This is a genomic window from Duganella aceris, from assembly GCF_011090165.1.
GTDB classification, from domain to species: domain Bacteria; phylum Pseudomonadota; class Gammaproteobacteria; order Burkholderiales; family Burkholderiaceae_D; genus Rugamonas; species Rugamonas aceris.
Genome location: NZ_JAADJT010000001.1, coordinates 169770 through 185447 on the forward strand (window position 1 = coordinate 169770; position 15678 = coordinate 185447).

A 15678-nucleotide genomic window follows, 5' to 3' on the forward strand; every position below is an offset into this window, starting at 1 on the left:
GGCCTGGTAGCTCAGTTGGTAGAGCAGAGGATTGAAAATCCTTGTGTCGGTGGTTCGATTCCGCCCCGGGCCACCAAGAACATTCCCCATGCAACGCCCACTCATCCCAGTGGGCGTTTTTGTTTCTTCCCCGCCTAAGCTTTTCCTGACGCAGAAAAATACAACGGTCGCAAAAAAACCTTACCAGACCGGCCTAGCTGTGGTCAAATACACATGCTTTAATGATAATTTCGCTTGTCGCATCCCGGCCTCCGCAACAGCCTGAAGGATAATAAAATGCGCCCTTATCACGCAGCGTTCATTGCGTTTGCTCTGAGTTCCGCGGCTGCCTCCATCTCCGCGCAAGCACTCAAGCCATTAACAAATGAGCCATCCCGGCAAGCACTATTCGACCTCATCAAAAAAGCGGAAGAGACTCAGAACCACAGCGATGGAGTAGAGTTCTTCAATTTATACGGCCCGTTCCGCTTTCCTAACGATGCGCTCTACGATGTCGTTGAGAAAAAGGACCGTGCCGATTCCATCTTCGGCGTCGATCTATCGCATTACACGCCATCGAGCTTTCCATTCGCATCGCTGCGGAAAAAACAAGTGGGGTTTGCTTACTTGAAGGCAACCCAGGGCACCGGGTATATGGATGGAAAATTCGCTACCTTCTGGCAGCAACTCGGCAAACTACCGCAGGACCAGCAGGTCCACAGGGGCGCATATCATTTCCTCAGCGCGGAAAGGGACGCGGTGGCCCAGGCGTCCACCTTCGTGGCATTCCTGGCCAAGAACGGCGGCCTTAAGCCTACAGATATGCCTCCGGTAATGGATCTCGAATGGGACAAAGCAAGTCTGAACGCCCCCGACCGGTGGGCAAATAAGACGCCGGATCAAATCGTCGTCGCCGCAAAAGCATGGCTCGAATCGGTGGAAAAACAGACCGGCCGCAAACCCATGATTTATACGTCGCTGGCTTGGTGGCGCGAGCGTGTCGGCCCCGATCGATTGAGCGAATTCGTCGCGTATCCCTTGTGGATTGCCGATTACTCGCGTACGTCGCGGGCACTGGAGGCCATCAAGATGCCGCAACGCACGGCCTGGACCCTCTGGCAATTCACCGACGGCGCCACGATGGCCGCAGGTTTCGAAGGCGGATTCGACGCCAATATTTTTAAGGGGAGCGAGGCGGACTTCTACAAAAATCTCGGCGTGCAACGCTTCGTGCCATGATCAAGCACGCGCTCTTGTGCATCGGTTTGCTTTGCGGTTCCGCATCGGCGGCAACCTGTCCCAGCGGCGCGGAAGTGGATGCGACGACCCGCTGCAAATATTTCGCTCACTACAGCAAGCCGCCTTTGGCGCATGATTTAAGAATCACCGAGCGCCTTGGCGCGAAAAACGGCCAAGATGTCCGATCCATAGCGCTGATCATCGGCATCGACACCTACAACAACTTATCCGCAGAAAAAAGAAATCTTGCTCCGGCCAAGATCGATGCCGACAAGCTGCTGGGCTTTTTCAAATCCGATCAAAAGTTTGATGAAGTCATCCTTCTTCGAAATCAAGATGCGACGAAGGAGAATATCGAATATTTTTTGAGCCAGTATATCCCCCAATCTGGCCTGGAAATGCAGCGGAAGGCACGTTTTGTCTTTGCATACTCCGGTCACGGAGTCGACAGCACCAATACCAGCAAGGCTGTCTTTTTACTCGCGAACGCGAAGAGCGCGGACGACCTGTCCAACAGCTATCGCATGAACGACTTGCGGGATCGCCTGGGCACCATCTCCCAGAACTACTTTCACGTACTGGCGCTCATCAACGCCTGCTATGGCGGTCATGTGTTCGAGCAAGCTACGGGCGGTGGCGGTAGTATGAATACCACCGAACAACCGGGCGCTTATGCGATGACCGCTTCCTCGGATCGGAATACGGCGGTGGCTCTCGGCGGCCCAAACAATGGCAGTATTTTTTTTGACAGCCTGATTGATGGCATAAAAAACGGCAGTGCCGACCGCGAGTACCTGCGCATCATGGACGCGGACGGCAAACTGTTGCAGCAGGGCGGCATCGTGCGCCTCGGAGCGCTGAATAACTATCTGGACACCGAATTTGAAATCATCAATCGCAAACACAATTTAAATCTGGACAAAACATGGATCGGACCGATTCAGAGCGACCACGCGCGCGGCGGATTTTTCTTCCTCTCCCCGGTGAGCCTGAGGCCCGGTGTGGCGCCGATCCATATCCCGGCTGGACCACGCAGCAGTGTCCCAGGTCGTCCCGACCTTAAGATATTTTCGGCCAAAGAGGATTATCCGATACGAGGCATCGACGTCACTTACCACGAAGGAGAGATCGACTGGAGTACGGTAAGGAAGACCGATGATTTTCGCTTCGCTTATTTACGCTCCAGCAGTTGGGCTGGCGAAGACGTCTCATTCAAAAAGCACTGGCAGGACGTCAAGCGGGTGGGGCTGGACAGAGGCGCCACGCATATCTTCGACTATTGCCTGACTCCGCAACAGCAAATGGAATTGATCGCACGTATCGTTCCCAAGGATGCATCCTCGCTTCCGATTGCATTGGTGCTCGAAGAGGCAACGGCCTCCTTCAACAAACGCGAATACGGCTGTTACGCAAAAATGCGCAAGGCCGATGTCCAGTCGGCTGTGCTGCAACTGGCGGCACTGCTGCACGAGCGATATGGCAAGGTGCCGGTTATACGTGGCAACCGCTACTTTCTTAACACCATACTGGATGCCCGCTTCGAAAAATACATGATCTGGCTTGCGGTGTATACCAAGTCCAAGACGCCGACAGCAGGCGACCTAGGGCTGCGTGGATCCAATCCTTGGACTATCTGGCAATTCACCGCGTCGCTCAGCGTGAAAGGAATAGGCGACCATGTCGACGGTAATGTTTTCTTCGGCGGAGATAGCGAATATCTGCGATTCCAGTCCGGCGCAAAAAACATCGGCCTGGAAGCGGCACGCGCCGAATGAACCTCGTCGCTCATACTCAGAAATAAGCTGCGTAACATCGCGGCACTTTGCGCTGGCCGGGCGCCCGAGGCAGTGCCACCTCATGCTATCCTTTTATTGCTTGCAACCACTAAAGGAATACATGTCCCGCTCTCTGCCGCTGCTGCTGTGCACCCTGCTGTGCGCGGCCCTGCCCGCCTTCGCCCAAGTCAAAGTCCCGGCCACGCCGGAAAAGATGAACCAGTTGTATGCCGATTACTGGGAAGACTACCTGCGCGAGAATCCGATCGCCGCCACCTTCAACGGCGACCAGCGCTACAACGACCGCTTCGGCGCCGTCGCATCGGCCGAGGAGCGCGCGCAGAGCCGCGCGCTGGCGGAAAAATACCTGGCGCGCAGCGCCGAATTCGATCCCTCGCCGCTGCCGCCGGAAGACCGCATCAGCTATGACCTGCTGCGCTATCGCCTGCAACAGGTGCTCGACGGCCTGCGCTTCCCGTCCGACCTGGTGCCGGTGGACCAGTTCTCGGGCCTGCACCTGTCGATGGCCCAGCTCGGCTCCGGCACTTCGGCGCAGCCGTTCCAGACCGTGCGCGATTACGACAACTGGCTGCAGCGCGCCGCCGGCTACGAGGCTGCGGTCGACGGCATGATGGCCGACATGCGGACCGGTATCGCGCAGGGCGTGGTCATGCCGAAGGCGCTGATCCGCCGCGTCCTGCCGCAGCTGGAGAATGTCGGCTCCGACGATCTCGCGACCAGCACCTACATGGGCCCGGTGAAAAACTTCCCCGCCGCCTTCAGCGCCGCCGACAAGGCGCGCCTGACCGAGGCCTACGGCAAGCTGGTGCGCGAGCAACTGGCGCCGGCGAACCGCAAGCTGCTGGCCTTCATGCGCGACACCTATCTGCCGGCCGGGCGCGACACGGCCGGCACCGGCGCCCTGCCCGGCGGCCAGGATTGGTATGCCTTCCTGGCGCGCCGCTCGACCACCACCGAACTGACGCCGGCGGAGATCCACGACATCGGCCTGCGCGAAGTGGCGCGCATCCGCGCGCAGTTCGAGGAGGCCAAGGTGCGGGTCGGCTTCCAGGGCACGCTGAAGCAGTTCTTCGACTATCTCAACACCGCGCCCGAGTTGCGCTTCAAGTCGCGCGACGAAATCCAGGCGGCCTACGAGGCGCTGCGTCCGCGCGTCGAGGCCAAGGTCGGCCAGCTGTTCGCGCGCGTGCCGCAGGCGCCGTTCGAGATCCGTCCGGTCGAGACCTTCCGCGAGGTGAGCGCCGCGCCGGCCTCCTATCAGCGCGGTTCGGTCGACGGCAAACGTCCGGGCGTGTTCTACTACAACGCCTACAAACCGGAGACGCGCACCCGCTTCACCACCAACGCCTTCTTCCTGCACGAGGCGATTCCGGGCCATCACTTCGAACGCAGCCTGGCGCAGGAGACCGCCGGCCTGCCGGCCTTCCGCCGCTTTGGCAACAGCACCGCCTTTTCGGAAGGCTGGGGCCTGTACAGCGAAATGCTGGGCCAGGAGATCGGCATGTACGACGACCCGTGGCAGTGGGTCGGCCGCCTGACCGCCGAAGTCTGGCGCGGCGTGCGGCTGGTGGTCGATACCGGCATCCATGCCAAGGGCTGGACGCGTGAGAAGGCGATCGCTTACTTCAAGGACAATGTGCCGCAGGATGAGGTGACGGCGGTGCAGGAGGTGGAGCGCTACATCGCGGTGCCGGGCCAGGCCCTGAGCTACAAGATCGGCGAGCTGAAGCTGCGCGAACTGCGCGCCCGCGCCGAGAAGTCGCTGGGCAAGGACTTCGATTTGCGCGCCTTCCACAACGAGGTGCTGTCGCACGGCGCGGTGCCGCTCGACGTGCTCGACGCGGCGGTCAATCGCTGGATCGCAACGCAGAAGAAAGGCTGACCGCGTTTCCCCACGGCGCTTGGTGCGAAAGTCCTTGCGTCGTGGCTCAACTTTGCCTGGTCCCTGGAACCTTCAGTATCCACGCAGCATGAACTCAATACAGGTCTCTGCAACCAGCTGATCGTTCGAGGACAACCGGGTGACCGGGTGACGCAACAGCCGCGCTGGCACGGCCAGAAGGTTGGGCGTGTCCAGAACGTACTGTTGCTGCTCGACCTCGATCAGGGCTTGTGCACCTTGCACGATTGCTTTTGGCGGCACATGGGCGGCAAGCGGGATACACCACCGGGTGCTGACACGAACGAAGTCGCTCTGCACATCCACATAGAGCAGATGACGGGCGGCGGGGTTGGGATTAACGAATACATCAAATCTCGCCATGGTCATCAGCCAGCATTTCCGGATGTTCCGCGAGAAACCGTTGTAGCTGCTCAGCGGCGGTTCCCTCTTCCTCGATTTGGCGCGCGTAATCCTCCAGCGCCACGCGATTGTCCAGCGACCACTGCGTACAACCATCGTAACCACCTGGCGGCACCCATCCATCGGGTACCTGACAAATCTGTGGTGCCTGCGGTGACGCGGTTGCCACCGGTATTAACTCGAATCTGTCATTCGGATGAAGGATTACGTCAAACAACTTACCGGCGTATTTCTTTCCCAGCGATATTTGGCCGCTGGCGCCTACTTCTTTCAGCATATCGCCTCCACATTTTCATGCCATCATGCGACGCCGTCAAAAGCATGTCAACAACCGCAAGTACACCGTGTCTGGCAGCAGCGTCACCTCTCAAAATTACCTCATGTAACAAGTAAAGTAAAATTCAGCACATTTACAGCTCCCGACAGGTGCAATACGCTGCCGTTATCCGTGGGCAAGCCGCCCGCTTCATCGGGAGTTGTAAATGAAAAAAACCATTATCGCCGGCCTGCTGGCCGCCGCCGCCAATGTCGCCTCCGCTGGCACCGTGCTGGTGGTCGTGTCCGACCAGGACAAGCTGGATCTCAAGGACGGCAAGGTCATGCAGACCGGCTTTTTCCTCAACGAGTTGATGGAGCCGGTCCAGGCCTTCATCGCCGCCGGCCACACCGTGGTGTTCGCCACGCCGAGCGGCAAGGCGCCGTCGGCCGATCAGAAATCGGACGACGTTAATTTCTGGGGCGGCAACGACAAGGCGCGCCAGGAAAGCAAGGCGCTGCTGGCCACGCTCAAGCTCACCAACAAGACCGCGTCGCCGGCGATCAGCCTGGCGCAGGTGAAGAAAATCGGCTACGACAAGTTCGACGCGGTGTTCGTGCCCGGCGGCCATATCCCGATGCAGGATTTGCTGAAGGATAAAAGCCTGGGCGAACTGCTGACCAACTTCCACAACAACCACAAGATCACCGGCCTGACCTGCCACGGCACCATCGCCCTGCTGTCCGCCATCCCGGATGCGCGCGGCTATGTGGGCAAGCTGGAAGCCGGCCAGCGCCCGCAAGCGTCGCAATGGATTTACGCCGGTTACAAGATGACGGCCTTCACCAACGAAGAGGAAGAACAGGCCAAAGGCTTCTCAACGGCGGCCACATGAAGCTGTTCCCGCAGGACGGCCTGGTCGCCGCCGGCGCCGATTTCGTCGAAGCCAAGCCATGGAGCGAAAACGTGGTGGAAGACCGCGAGCTGATCTCCGGCCAGAATCCGCAGTCGGCCAAGGCGGTCGCGCTCGCCATGCTGAAAAAGCTGCGCTGATCCAGCAGTAGCATCACGGCCGCGCCGGCCGGTACCACAGTTGCCGGCGCGCCAGCGGCGTGGCCGGCGACAGCAGCAGATTGCGCAACTCGAACACGCGCCGCGCGCCCAGCTCCGAACGCGCCACCATCTCGCCGAAGTAGTCCTGGAACAGCCGCTCATAGCTGCCGTCCGCCAGCATGCTTTCCAGCCCTTCCTGGATCGCCGCCGCCAGCTTGGTGTTCGCCCGGTTGACGAAGTAGTAGAACGCGGCCGGGTAATGCAAGGCCAGCCCCGGCGCGACCACCAGCCCCTGCGCCGCGAAGGCTTGCGCCTCGTTCCAGATTTCAAACACGGCGCGCGGAAAATAATCGACCCGCCCCGACTCCAGCATCTTGAACATGCCGGCGTAGTCGGACGCCGTCTGCACCTTGAAACCGTTGCCACGCAAGATGTCGGTGTCGGGCCAGTCGTGGCCCTGCAGCGCGTCCAGCGCCCGCAGCTCGGCCACCCTGCGGATCGCGGCGAAGCGCGCCATGTCGCGTTTGCGGATCAGCAGCAGCCGCCAGCCGATCAAGCCCATGTCCAGCGGAATCCGGATCGGCAGCAGATCGCGCTCGCGCTGCTGCGAGGTCATGGTCCACATCACGTCGATCACCCGGCCGTTGCTCAGTTCCGCCAGGCTGCGGTTCTGCCGCATCATCACCGACGTCGCCTGCAGCGCGTAATCCTGGCCGGCGCGTTCCAGCGCCAGCTGCAGCAGCCGCACCGGATAGTGTTCCGGCCGATTCCCCTGTCCTTGCGATTCCGATTGCGGATAGCGCACCGGCGTGGCGGCGCCCGCCCGCGGACACGCCAGCGCCAGCAACCCACCCAAGATTAATCGTCTGCGTTCGGACATCCGTCGATAGTAGCATGCACGTCAACGGCGCCGGAGCCGCGCGGTTTGCCGCCGCGAGGGCGGTTGCGGTTATCATCTCGGCATGGAAACCCATTACCTGACCCCGCTCTTCGCCCCCCAGTCCATCGTCGTCTTCGCCGGCAAGGCCGACCAGCCCGAGACCCAGACCAGCTTCGGCCGCGGCATCCGCGCCCAGCTGGAGCAAGGCGGCTTCGCCGGTCCCGTGACCTTCCTCGACGTCGGCATGAGCGGCACCCTGGCCGACCTGGCCCAGACCCGCGCCGACCTGGCCGTGATCGCGCTGCCCAACGACGAGCTGGCGTTCGCGCTGGAGGTGGCCGGCCGCATCCAGTGCCGCGCCGCGCTGATCCTGTCGACCGGCGTCGAGGGTGCGCTGGCGCGCGAGCTGCACGACATCGCCCGCAAGCACGACATCCACCTGCTCGGGCCGAACTGCCTCGGCTACCAGCGGCCGCGCCTGAACATCAACGCCAGCGTCGCGGGCGAGCTGGCGCAGCCGGGCAGCCTGGCGCTGATCTCGCAATCGGGCGCGCTGACCTCGGCCATCCTCGACTGGGGCAGCCAGAACGCGGTCGGCTTCTCGACCGTGGTCTCGCTGGGCGCCAACACCGCCGTCGACCTGGCGCAGACGCTGGACTTCCTCGCCACCGATCCGGCCACGCAAAGCATCGTCATCTGCATGGAAGGCCTGACCGACGCGCGCCGCTTCCTGTCGGCGCTGCGCGGCGCCGCCAACACCAAGCCGGTGGTGGTGCTCAAGGCCGGCAACGCCGCGGCCGCGTCGCAGGCGGCGCTGACCCACTCCGGCACCATCGTCGCCAGCGACGAGGTGTTCGACGCCGCGCTGCGCCGCACCGGCGCGGTCCGCGTCAAATCGTTCGTACAGCTGTTCTCGGCCGCCAAATGCCTGGCTTCGCGCTACCGCCCGGTCGGACCACGGCTGGCGGTGGTCACCAACGGCGGCGGCCCCGGCGTGCTGGCGGCCGACTGGATCGACGAACTCGGCCTGCAACTGGCGCGCCTCTCGGACGCCAGCGTGCAGGCGCTGGCGCCGCAACTGCCGCCGCACGCCACGCTGACCAACCTGCTCGACCTGTCCGAGGAGGCCGACGCCGACGCCTTCGTCGCGGCGGTCCAGGCCTGCGCCCGCGACGGCCAGGTGGACGGCATCCTGGTGATCTACTCGCCCAAGCTGGGCGGCGATCCGGCGGCGGTGGCGCGCGCCGTCAGCGCCCTCAACGCCGGCCTCGGCAAGCCGCTGCTGACCTGCTGGATGGGCGACAAGAAGGTCGCCGAAGCGCGCCAGATCATCAACACCGCCGGCCTGGCCACCTTCCGCACGCCGGAGGCGGCGGTCGACGGCTTCAGCAGCATCGCCTCGTTCTACCAGAACCAGCAGCTGCTGCACCAGACCCCGCCGCCGCTGTCGCAGCTGGCCGAGCCCGACCTGGACGGCGCGCGCCTGCTGATCGAAGGCGTGCTGGCCGAGCGCCGCAAGGTGCTGACCGAGATGGAGTCGAAAGCGCTGCTGGCGGCCTTCCACATTCCGATCACCCAGACCATCCTGGCGCGCAACGCCAGCGAGGCGATGATGATCGCCAGCCAGCTCGGCTATCCGGTGGCGCTGAAGATCGATTCGCCCGACATCAGCCACAAGTCCGAGGTGCAGGGCGTGACGCTGAACCTGGCCAGCGCCGCCGCCGTGCGCGACGGCTACAACGACATGATGGCCACCGTGCGCCGGCTGCTGCCCGAGGCGCAGATCAACGGCGTGACGGTTCAGAAGATGGCCGGCAAGCGCTTCGGCCGCGAGCTGTACATCGGCGTCGTCACCGACCGCCTGTTCGGGCCGGCGATCAGCTTCGGCGCCGGCGGCACCATGATCGAACTGATCAACGACCGCGCGGTCGAACTGCCGCCGCTGAACCTGTTCCTGGCGCAGCGCCTGATCGGCCGGGTGCGCTCGGCCAACACGCTGGGCGAATGGCGCGGCGCGCCGCCGGCGCAGCGCGAGGCGGTCGAGCAGATGTTGTTGCGGGTGTCGGAGATGGTGTGCGAGCTGCCGCAGCTGCGCGAGATGGACATCAACCCGCTGATCGTCGACGAGCACGGCGCGCTGGTGGTGGACGCCCGCATCGTCATCGACGCCGCGCCGCCGTCGGCGCACCACTACGACCACATGGCGATCCTGCCCTACCCATCGAACTACACGCAGGAATGGCCGATGCGCGGCGGCGCCCATTACACGCTGCGCCCGGTGCAACCGGACGACGCCTCGATGCTGCAGGAGCTGGTGCGCGGGCTGTCGGAGAAGTCGCGCTACTACCGTTTCGCCTCGTCGCTGCGCGAGCTGTCGGTGCAGATGCTGGCGCGCTACACGCTGATCGACTACGACCGCGAAATGGCGCTGGTGGCGGTGCGCACCGAACGCGAGCCCGGCGTCACCGGCGACTTCATCGAGACCGAGCGCATCATCGGCGTCTCGCGCTACATCGCCAATCCGGACCGCAGCAGCTGCGAATTCTCGCTGCTGGTGGACGACCGCTTCAGCGGCCAGGGCCTGGGCACGCGCCTGATGCTGGGCATCATGGACGTGGCGCGCGACAAGGGCCTGAGCGAAATCGACGGCTTGGTGCTGAGCAAGAACACCGGCATGCTGAAGCTGATGACCAGCCTCGGCTTCAAGATCCGTCCGTACGACGAGGATCCGGATTTCCGCCTGTGCAGCAAGGCGCTGTAGCCGCCGCTTACGGAATGGTCAGCCCCTTGGCCACCGCCGGACGCGCGACGAAGGCGGCCAGCACGCGCGCCACGTTCGGGTAGTTGTTGAAGCCGACCAGCTCGCCGGCGTCGTAGAAGCCGACCAGGTTGCGCACCCACGGGAAGGTGGCGATATCGGCGATGGTGTACTGCTCGCCCATGATCCAGTCACGGCCGGTCAGGCGCTGCTCCAGCACGTTGAGCAGGCGTCTGGCCTCGGCCGCGTAGCGCTGCAGCGGACGCTTGTCCTCGTACTCCTTGCCGGCGAAGCGGTGGAAGAAGCCGACCTGGCCGAACATCGGCCCCACGCCGCCCATCTGGAACATCAGCCACTGGATGGTTTCGTAGCGCCCGGCCGCGTCGGCGGGCAGGAACTGGCCGGTCTTTTCCGCCAGGTACAGCAGGATCGCGCCGGATTCGAACAGCGCCAGCGGCTTGCCGTCCGGGCCGTCCGGATCGATGATGGCCGGGATCTTGTTGTTGGGATTGAGCGACAGGAACTGCGACGACTGCACGCCGTCCTGGTCCAGCGGGATGCGGTGCGGCTCGTAGGCCAGGCCGGTTTCCTCCAGCATGATCGAGACCTTGACGCCGTTCGGCGTCGGCATCGAATACAGCTGCAGCCGCTCGGGATGTTCGGCGGGCCATTTGTCGTTGATCTGGAAGTCGGTCAGCTTGCTCATCGGTTTCTCCTGAAAATAATGCGCATAGCGTACAGGGAATTTTCATCCTTTGCCGACGCCGCCCATACCCCGGAATCTGCAGCCTGTCGCGTGATCAACATGGCAACTCGGCGATGCTCTATCATCGCTACGCAATCTTTTCATTTCCTCCACAACGATGAGGTCCATATGATCCGCTACGCATTGCCCGTTGTCCTGTTCGCCGCCGCGCTGCCGGCCCATGCCCAATCCCAGACATCCGACGTACCGCTGATCGAGCGCACCAAGATCTTCGGCAATCCCAGCAAGACCGGCGGCCGCATCAGCCCCGACGGCAAGTGGCTGTCGTGGGTCGCGCCGCGCGATGGCGTGCTCAACGTCTGGGTGGCGCCGGCCGCCGATCCGGCCAAGGCGCGTCCGCTGACCGAGGAAAAAACCCGCCCGATCCGCAGCGCCTTCTGGTCGCCGGATTCGAAGCAGCTGATGTACGTGCAGGACAAGGGCGGCGATGAGAACTTCCTGCTGTACGGCGTCGACGTGGTCAGCGGCAAGCAGACCAACTTCACGCCGTTCGAGAAGACCCGGGTGCGGGTGGTCGCGACCAGCACCAGGATCAAGGACCGCATCCTGGTCGGCCTCAACAACCGCGATCCGCGCTGGCACGACGTCTACAGCCTGGAACTGGCCACCGGCAAGCTGACGCTGCTGTTCAAGAACGACGGCTATGCCGGCTTCCTGGCGGACGAGATGCTGACGCTGCGCGGCACGGCCAAGTCGCGTCCGGACGGCGGCAGCAGCTACTATCTGCTGAAGGACGGCAAGGTCGACGAGAAGCCGCTGGCCGAAGTCGGCCTCGACGATTCGCAAACCACCGCGCCGCTGACCTTCACCGCCGACGGCAAGACGCTGTACTGGACCGACTCGCGCGGCCGCAACACCTCGGCGCTGCTGGCGCAGGACGTCGCCAGCGGCAAGATGACGGTGGTGGCGCAGGACGAGCGCGCCGACATCGCCGACGCGCTGTACGACACCCAGACCGGCGTGGTGCAGGCCTACAACGTCAGCTACCTGAAGCAGGAGTACGTGGCGCTGTCGCCCGCGCTGAAAGGCGATCTGGAGTTCCTGAAGAAAAACATCAAAGGCCAGTTCAGCATCGCCTCGCGCACCGACGCCGACGACAAATGGCTGGTCGCGGTCGACCCGGTCACCGCGCCGCCGGCGACCTGGTTGTACGAGCGCAAGACCAGACGCCTGACGCAGCTGTACGTGACCCGTCCGGAACTGGAAGGCGCGCCGCTGGCGCAGATGTATCCGCAGGAAATCAAGGCGCGCGACGGCTTGACGCTGGTGTCGTACCTGACCTTGCCGAAGGCGGCCGACGCCGACGGTTCGGGCAAGGCCAGCAAGCCGGCGCCGCTGGTGCTGCTGGTGCACGGCGGCCCGTGGGCGCGCGACGGCTACGGCTACAACGGCTACCACCAGTGGCTGGCCAATCGCGGCTACGCGGTGCTGTCGGTGAACTATCGCGGCTCGACCGGCTTCGGCAAGAACTTCATCTCGGCCGGCGACCTGCAATGGGGCCGCAAGATGCATGACGACCTGATCGACGCGGTGCAATGGGCGATCAAGAGCGGCGTCACCACCGCCGACAAGGTCGCCATCATGGGCGGCTCCTACGGCGGCTACGCCACGCTGGCCGGGCTGGCGTTCACCCCGACCACTTTCGCCTGCGGAGTCGACATCGTCGGCCCGTCCAACTTGTTCACCTTGCTGCAAACGATCCCGCCGTACTGGGAAGCGGGCAAGCAGCAGTTCTACAAACGCATGGGCGATCCGACCACCGACGACGGCAAGGCCTTGCTGAAGGAACGTTCGCCGTTGAACTTCGCCGCCAACATCCAGCGGCCGCTGCTGATCGGCCAGGGCGCCAACGACCCGCGCGTCAACGTCGCCGAATCGGACCAGATCGTCGCGGCGATGGCGGCCAAGAACATCCCGGTGACTTACGTGGTGTTCCCGGACGAAGGCCATGGCTTCGCGCGGCCGGTCAACAACATCGCCTTCAACGCCGTGACCGAGAACTTCCTGGCCAAGTGCCTGGACGGCCGCAGCGAGCCGATCGGCAAAGCACTGAAACCGTCGACCGCGCAAGTCAAGCACGGCGCCGAGTTCGCGCCGGGGCTCAAGGAAGCGATGGAGTAATTTTTACCACATCAAATCATCGGGGATCTGGAAGGCGGCGTATGGATCGTCCTCTTCCACCTCGGTGGTGGACTTGTTGACCCGCACCACCAGCGAGGCGTCGCGCTCGGCGATCTTGTCTGCGATGACGCGCGGCACCAGCTCGTAGGCGCCGTTCAGGCCGACGATCACCAGGCGGCCAGCCACCAGATGCTCGCGCACCGCCGGCGTCACGTAGATGCGCTCGATCTTGGTGCCGAAGGTGAAGTTGTAGGCGATCTCGCCATGATTGCCCTTGCTCTGGCGGTTCTGCTGCACCATCTGCGCGATCTGCGCCATGATGGCTTTCTGCTGGGCGGCGGCGTCGCGCTGCGCGTTCAGTTCGCGCGCGCGTTCGGCGTTCTTGCGCTGGATTTCCTGCGCGGCCAGGCGCGCTTCGTCGACGCTCTGCGTGCCGCTGCGGCGTTCCTCTTTTTGCTGCTTGCTCTTCTGCTGGTTGGCGACCTTGGCCTTGTTCTTTTCGATCAAGCCGGCTTTCAACAACTGTTCTTGTAATGAGACCATAATTACCACTCCCCACGGAAAGGCGATAGCATATCATTTGCCTACGCAACCACCTCGAAAGAACCCATGAAACAATTGCTGTCCTCCTGCGCCCTCGGCCTGACCCTCACGCTGGCGTTGGCCGGCTGCGACCGCGCCAAGACGCCGGCCGCTTCCGAAACCGCCACCGCCACCGCCGCAGCAGCGGCGCCGCTGCAAAAGATCGATACCCAGGCCGGCACCGGCAAGGAAGCGGTCGCCGGCACCACCGCCGTCGTCAACTACACCGGCTGGCTGTACGAGCCGAAAGCCGAACAGCAGCACGGCGCCCAGTTCGACTCCTCGGTCGGCCGCGAGCCGTTCAGCTTCTCGCTGGGCGCCGGCCAGGTCATCAAGGGTTGGGACGATGGCGTGCAGGGCATGAAAGTCGGCGGCAAGCGCACGCTGATCGTTCCCGCCAGCATGGGCTACGGTGAAGGCGGCGCGGGTCCGATTCCGCCGAACGCCACCCTGATCTTCGACGTCGAGCTGCTCGACGTCCGCTAAGCAACGCTAACTCGGCCAGGCGGCCAGCGCCTGCTCGGCCACGGCTTCCAGCATCTCGCGGCTGAAGCCGGCCTTGGCCTGCACCGCCATGCCGTGCAGCACCGCCATCATGAAGGCCGCCAGCGCGGCCGGCTTGGCGGTCTGCGGCAGGTCGCCTTCGGCCTGCGCCCGTTCGAAACGCTCGCGCAGCTGCGTCTCGCCGCCGGCGCGAAAATCGATCAGGGCTTGGCGCACCGATTCCGATTCATCGGCGCCCGCCATCGCCCCGTTTATCCCCAGACATCCCGCATGGTCGGGAAAGCGCGTGTTCAGCTCGACCGAGCTGTACAGCATGTGCCGCGCCACCTCCCGCGCCGTCGGCAGCGCCAGCGCTTCCGGGATGTGGTTCATGAAGCGTTCCTGATAGCGATTCAGCACACGCCGGAACAACGCCTTCTTGTCGCCGAACGCCGAATACAGCGCCGGCCGCTCCACGCCGGCGGCGGCGGTCAGGTCGGAATACGACGCACCCTCGTAGCCCTTGCGCCAGAACACGCACAGCGCGGCGTCGAGCACTTTTTCCTCATCATATTCGCGATGGCGTCCCATCAGCTCACCTCATTTTTTAATAACGACCGTTACGAAAATGCTTGACAGCCTATTCCTAAATTATATACTAAGCGTTACGATAACGATCGTTACTGAAAAATCGAAAGGATAGAGATGAAGACATTGAACGGAAAAGTCGCCCTCGTCACCGGCGGTTCGCGCGGACTCGGCGCCGCCACGGCGGAGGCGCTGGCCGACCAGGGCGCGGACGTGGCGATCAGCTACGTGTCCTCGGCCGAGAAGGCGCAAGCCGTGGTCGAGAAACTGCAAGCCAAGGGCGTGCGCGCGATCGCGATCCAGAGCGACCAGGCCGACACGGCCGCCGCCAAGCCGCTGATCGACCAGGTGGTGGCGCATTTCGGCAAGCTCGACATCCTGGTCAACAACGCCGCGATCGCGGTGCAGGGCAAGACCGTCGACGCGCCCGATCTGGATACGCTGAACCTCGACCGCCAATGGCAGGTCAACGTCATGGGAGCGGTGGCGACCACGCGCGCCGCCGCGCCGCTGCTGTCGAACGGGGGACGCATTATCTTCATCGGTTCGCTGCTGGGCGGCCGGGTGCCGTTCGCCGGCGCCGCCGATTACGCCGGCACCAAGGCCGCCATCGCCGGCTACGCCAAGGGCGTGGCGCGCGACCTCGGCGGCCGCGACATCACGGTCAACGTGGTCCAGCCCGGCGTGATGCCGACCGACATGGCGGCCGACGTGCTTGGCGACGGCGTGCCCGACGCGCTGATGGACCTGCACCCGATCCGCCGCATCGCCACGCTGGAGGAAGTGTCGGCGCTGGTCTGCTTCCTGGCCGGCCCGAACGGCGGCTACATCACCGGCGGCGTCATCGACGTGGCCGGCGGCCTCGGCATCTAAGG

Annotated in this window: 15 protein-coding genes and 1 tRNA gene; 10 read left to right on the forward strand and 6 right to left on the reverse strand. The window is 63.6% G+C overall.

Going from position 1 to position 15678, the window contains the following annotated elements:
- From GW587_RS00755 to GW587_RS00770, 4 genes are all read left to right on the forward strand, one after another.
- A tRNA-Phe gene (locus GW587_RS00755) sits at nucleotides 1–76 on the forward strand.
- 200 nt (nucleotides 77–276) lie between these two features.
- Nucleotides 277–1218, forward strand: coding sequence for a glycoside hydrolase family 25 protein (locus GW587_RS00760; protein ID WP_166097443.1), 942 nt, complete (start codon nucleotides 277–279; stop codon nucleotides 1216–1218).
- Nucleotides 1215–2993 (forward strand): GH25 family lysozyme, encoded by a 1779-nt coding sequence (locus tag GW587_RS00765; protein WP_166097445.1) that lies wholly within the window; start codon nucleotides 1215–1217, stop codon nucleotides 2991–2993. The genes GW587_RS00760 and GW587_RS00765 overlap by 4 nt, the downstream gene beginning before the upstream one ends.
- Nucleotides 2994–3114: 121 nt before the next feature.
- Nucleotides 3115–4896, forward strand: a complete 1782-nt coding sequence (locus GW587_RS00770; RefSeq protein ID WP_166097447.1) for a DUF885 domain-containing protein — start codon at nucleotides 3115–3117, stop codon at nucleotides 4894–4896.
- Nucleotides 4897–4968: 72 nt separating this feature from the next.
- Here GW587_RS00770 and GW587_RS00775 read toward each other — a convergent pair whose 3' ends face one another.
- Both GW587_RS00775 and GW587_RS00780 read right to left on the reverse strand, forming a co-directional pair.
- On the reverse strand, nucleotides 4969–5283 hold the full coding sequence (locus GW587_RS00775; RefSeq protein ID WP_166097449.1) for a CcdB family protein: 315 nt from the start codon (nucleotides 5281–5283) through the stop codon (nucleotides 4969–4971).
- Nucleotides 5264–5593 (reverse strand): type II toxin-antitoxin system CcdA family antitoxin, encoded by a 330-nt coding sequence (locus GW587_RS00780; RefSeq protein WP_166097452.1) that lies wholly within the window; start codon nucleotides 5591–5593, stop codon nucleotides 5264–5266. The genes GW587_RS00775 and GW587_RS00780 overlap by 20 nt, the downstream gene beginning before the upstream one ends.
- Before the next feature lie 205 nt (nucleotides 5594–5798).
- Here GW587_RS00780 and GW587_RS00785 point away from each other — a divergent pair, with 205 nt between their 5' ends.
- Together GW587_RS00785 and GW587_RS31120 are read left to right on the forward strand one after the other, a co-directional pair.
- The gene (locus tag GW587_RS00785; RefSeq protein ID WP_229259238.1) at nucleotides 5799–6467 is read left to right on the forward strand and encodes a type 1 glutamine amidotransferase domain-containing protein; all 669 of its coding nucleotides are present in this window, start codon (nucleotides 5799–5801) and stop codon (nucleotides 6465–6467) included.
- Entirely contained in the window at nucleotides 6464–6625 is a 162-nt protein-coding gene (locus GW587_RS31120) for a type 1 glutamine amidotransferase family protein (RefSeq protein ID WP_229259239.1), read from the forward strand. The genes GW587_RS00785 and GW587_RS31120 overlap by 4 nt, the downstream gene beginning before the upstream one ends.
- 13 nt (nucleotides 6626–6638) lie before the next feature.
- Here GW587_RS31120 and GW587_RS00790 read toward each other — a convergent pair whose 3' ends face one another.
- Nucleotides 6639–7481: a substrate-binding periplasmic protein gene (locus tag GW587_RS00790; RefSeq protein WP_166097453.1), complete on the reverse strand. Its 843-nt coding sequence runs from the start codon at nucleotides 7479–7481 to the stop codon at nucleotides 6639–6641.
- Nucleotides 7482–7587: 106 nt separating this feature from the next.
- Between GW587_RS00790 and GW587_RS00795 the strand changes: the two genes are divergently transcribed.
- On the forward strand, nucleotides 7588–10266 hold the full coding sequence (locus GW587_RS00795) for a bifunctional acetate--CoA ligase family protein/GNAT family N-acetyltransferase (RefSeq protein WP_166097455.1): 2679 nt from the start codon (nucleotides 7588–7590) through the stop codon (nucleotides 10264–10266).
- Nucleotides 10267–10273: 7 nt separating this feature from the next.
- Here the strand turns inward: GW587_RS00795 and GW587_RS00800 are convergent, their stop codons facing one another.
- Nucleotides 10274–10969 (reverse strand): glutathione S-transferase N-terminal domain-containing protein, encoded by a 696-nt coding sequence (locus GW587_RS00800; protein ID WP_166097457.1) that lies wholly within the window; start codon nucleotides 10967–10969, stop codon nucleotides 10274–10276.
- Between the two features lie 168 nt (nucleotides 10970–11137).
- On the opposite strand from GW587_RS00800, the gene GW587_RS00805 reads away from it, so the two are divergent.
- Nucleotides 11138–13150, forward strand: a complete 2013-nt coding sequence (locus GW587_RS00805; RefSeq protein ID WP_166097459.1) for a S9 family peptidase — start codon at nucleotides 11138–11140, stop codon at nucleotides 13148–13150.
- Between the two features lie 3 nt (nucleotides 13151–13153).
- Here the strand turns inward: GW587_RS00805 and GW587_RS00810 are convergent, their stop codons facing one another.
- On the reverse strand, nucleotides 13154–13693 hold the full coding sequence (locus GW587_RS00810) for a DUF2058 domain-containing protein (RefSeq protein WP_166097461.1): 540 nt from the start codon (nucleotides 13691–13693) through the stop codon (nucleotides 13154–13156).
- A gap of 66 nt (nucleotides 13694–13759) precedes the next feature.
- On the opposite strand from GW587_RS00810, the gene GW587_RS00815 reads away from it, so the two are divergent.
- Nucleotides 13760–14218 carry an FKBP-type peptidyl-prolyl cis-trans isomerase gene (locus GW587_RS00815; RefSeq protein ID WP_207393298.1) on the forward strand — a complete coding sequence of 153 codons (459 nt, stop codon included), beginning with the start codon at nucleotides 13760–13762 and terminating at the stop codon, nucleotides 14216–14218.
- Between the two features lie 6 nt (nucleotides 14219–14224).
- Here the strand turns inward: GW587_RS00815 and GW587_RS00820 are convergent, their stop codons facing one another.
- Nucleotides 14225–14806 (reverse strand): TetR/AcrR family transcriptional regulator, encoded by a 582-nt coding sequence (locus tag GW587_RS00820; protein WP_166097463.1) that lies wholly within the window; start codon nucleotides 14804–14806, stop codon nucleotides 14225–14227.
- Between the two features lie 114 nt (nucleotides 14807–14920).
- Here GW587_RS00820 and GW587_RS00825 point away from each other — a divergent pair, with 114 nt between their 5' ends.
- Nucleotides 14921–15676 carry an SDR family NAD(P)-dependent oxidoreductase gene (locus GW587_RS00825; RefSeq protein WP_166097465.1) on the forward strand — a complete coding sequence of 252 codons (756 nt, stop codon included), beginning with the start codon at nucleotides 14921–14923 and terminating at the stop codon, nucleotides 15674–15676.
- Nucleotides 15677–15678: the final 2 nt, after the last annotated feature.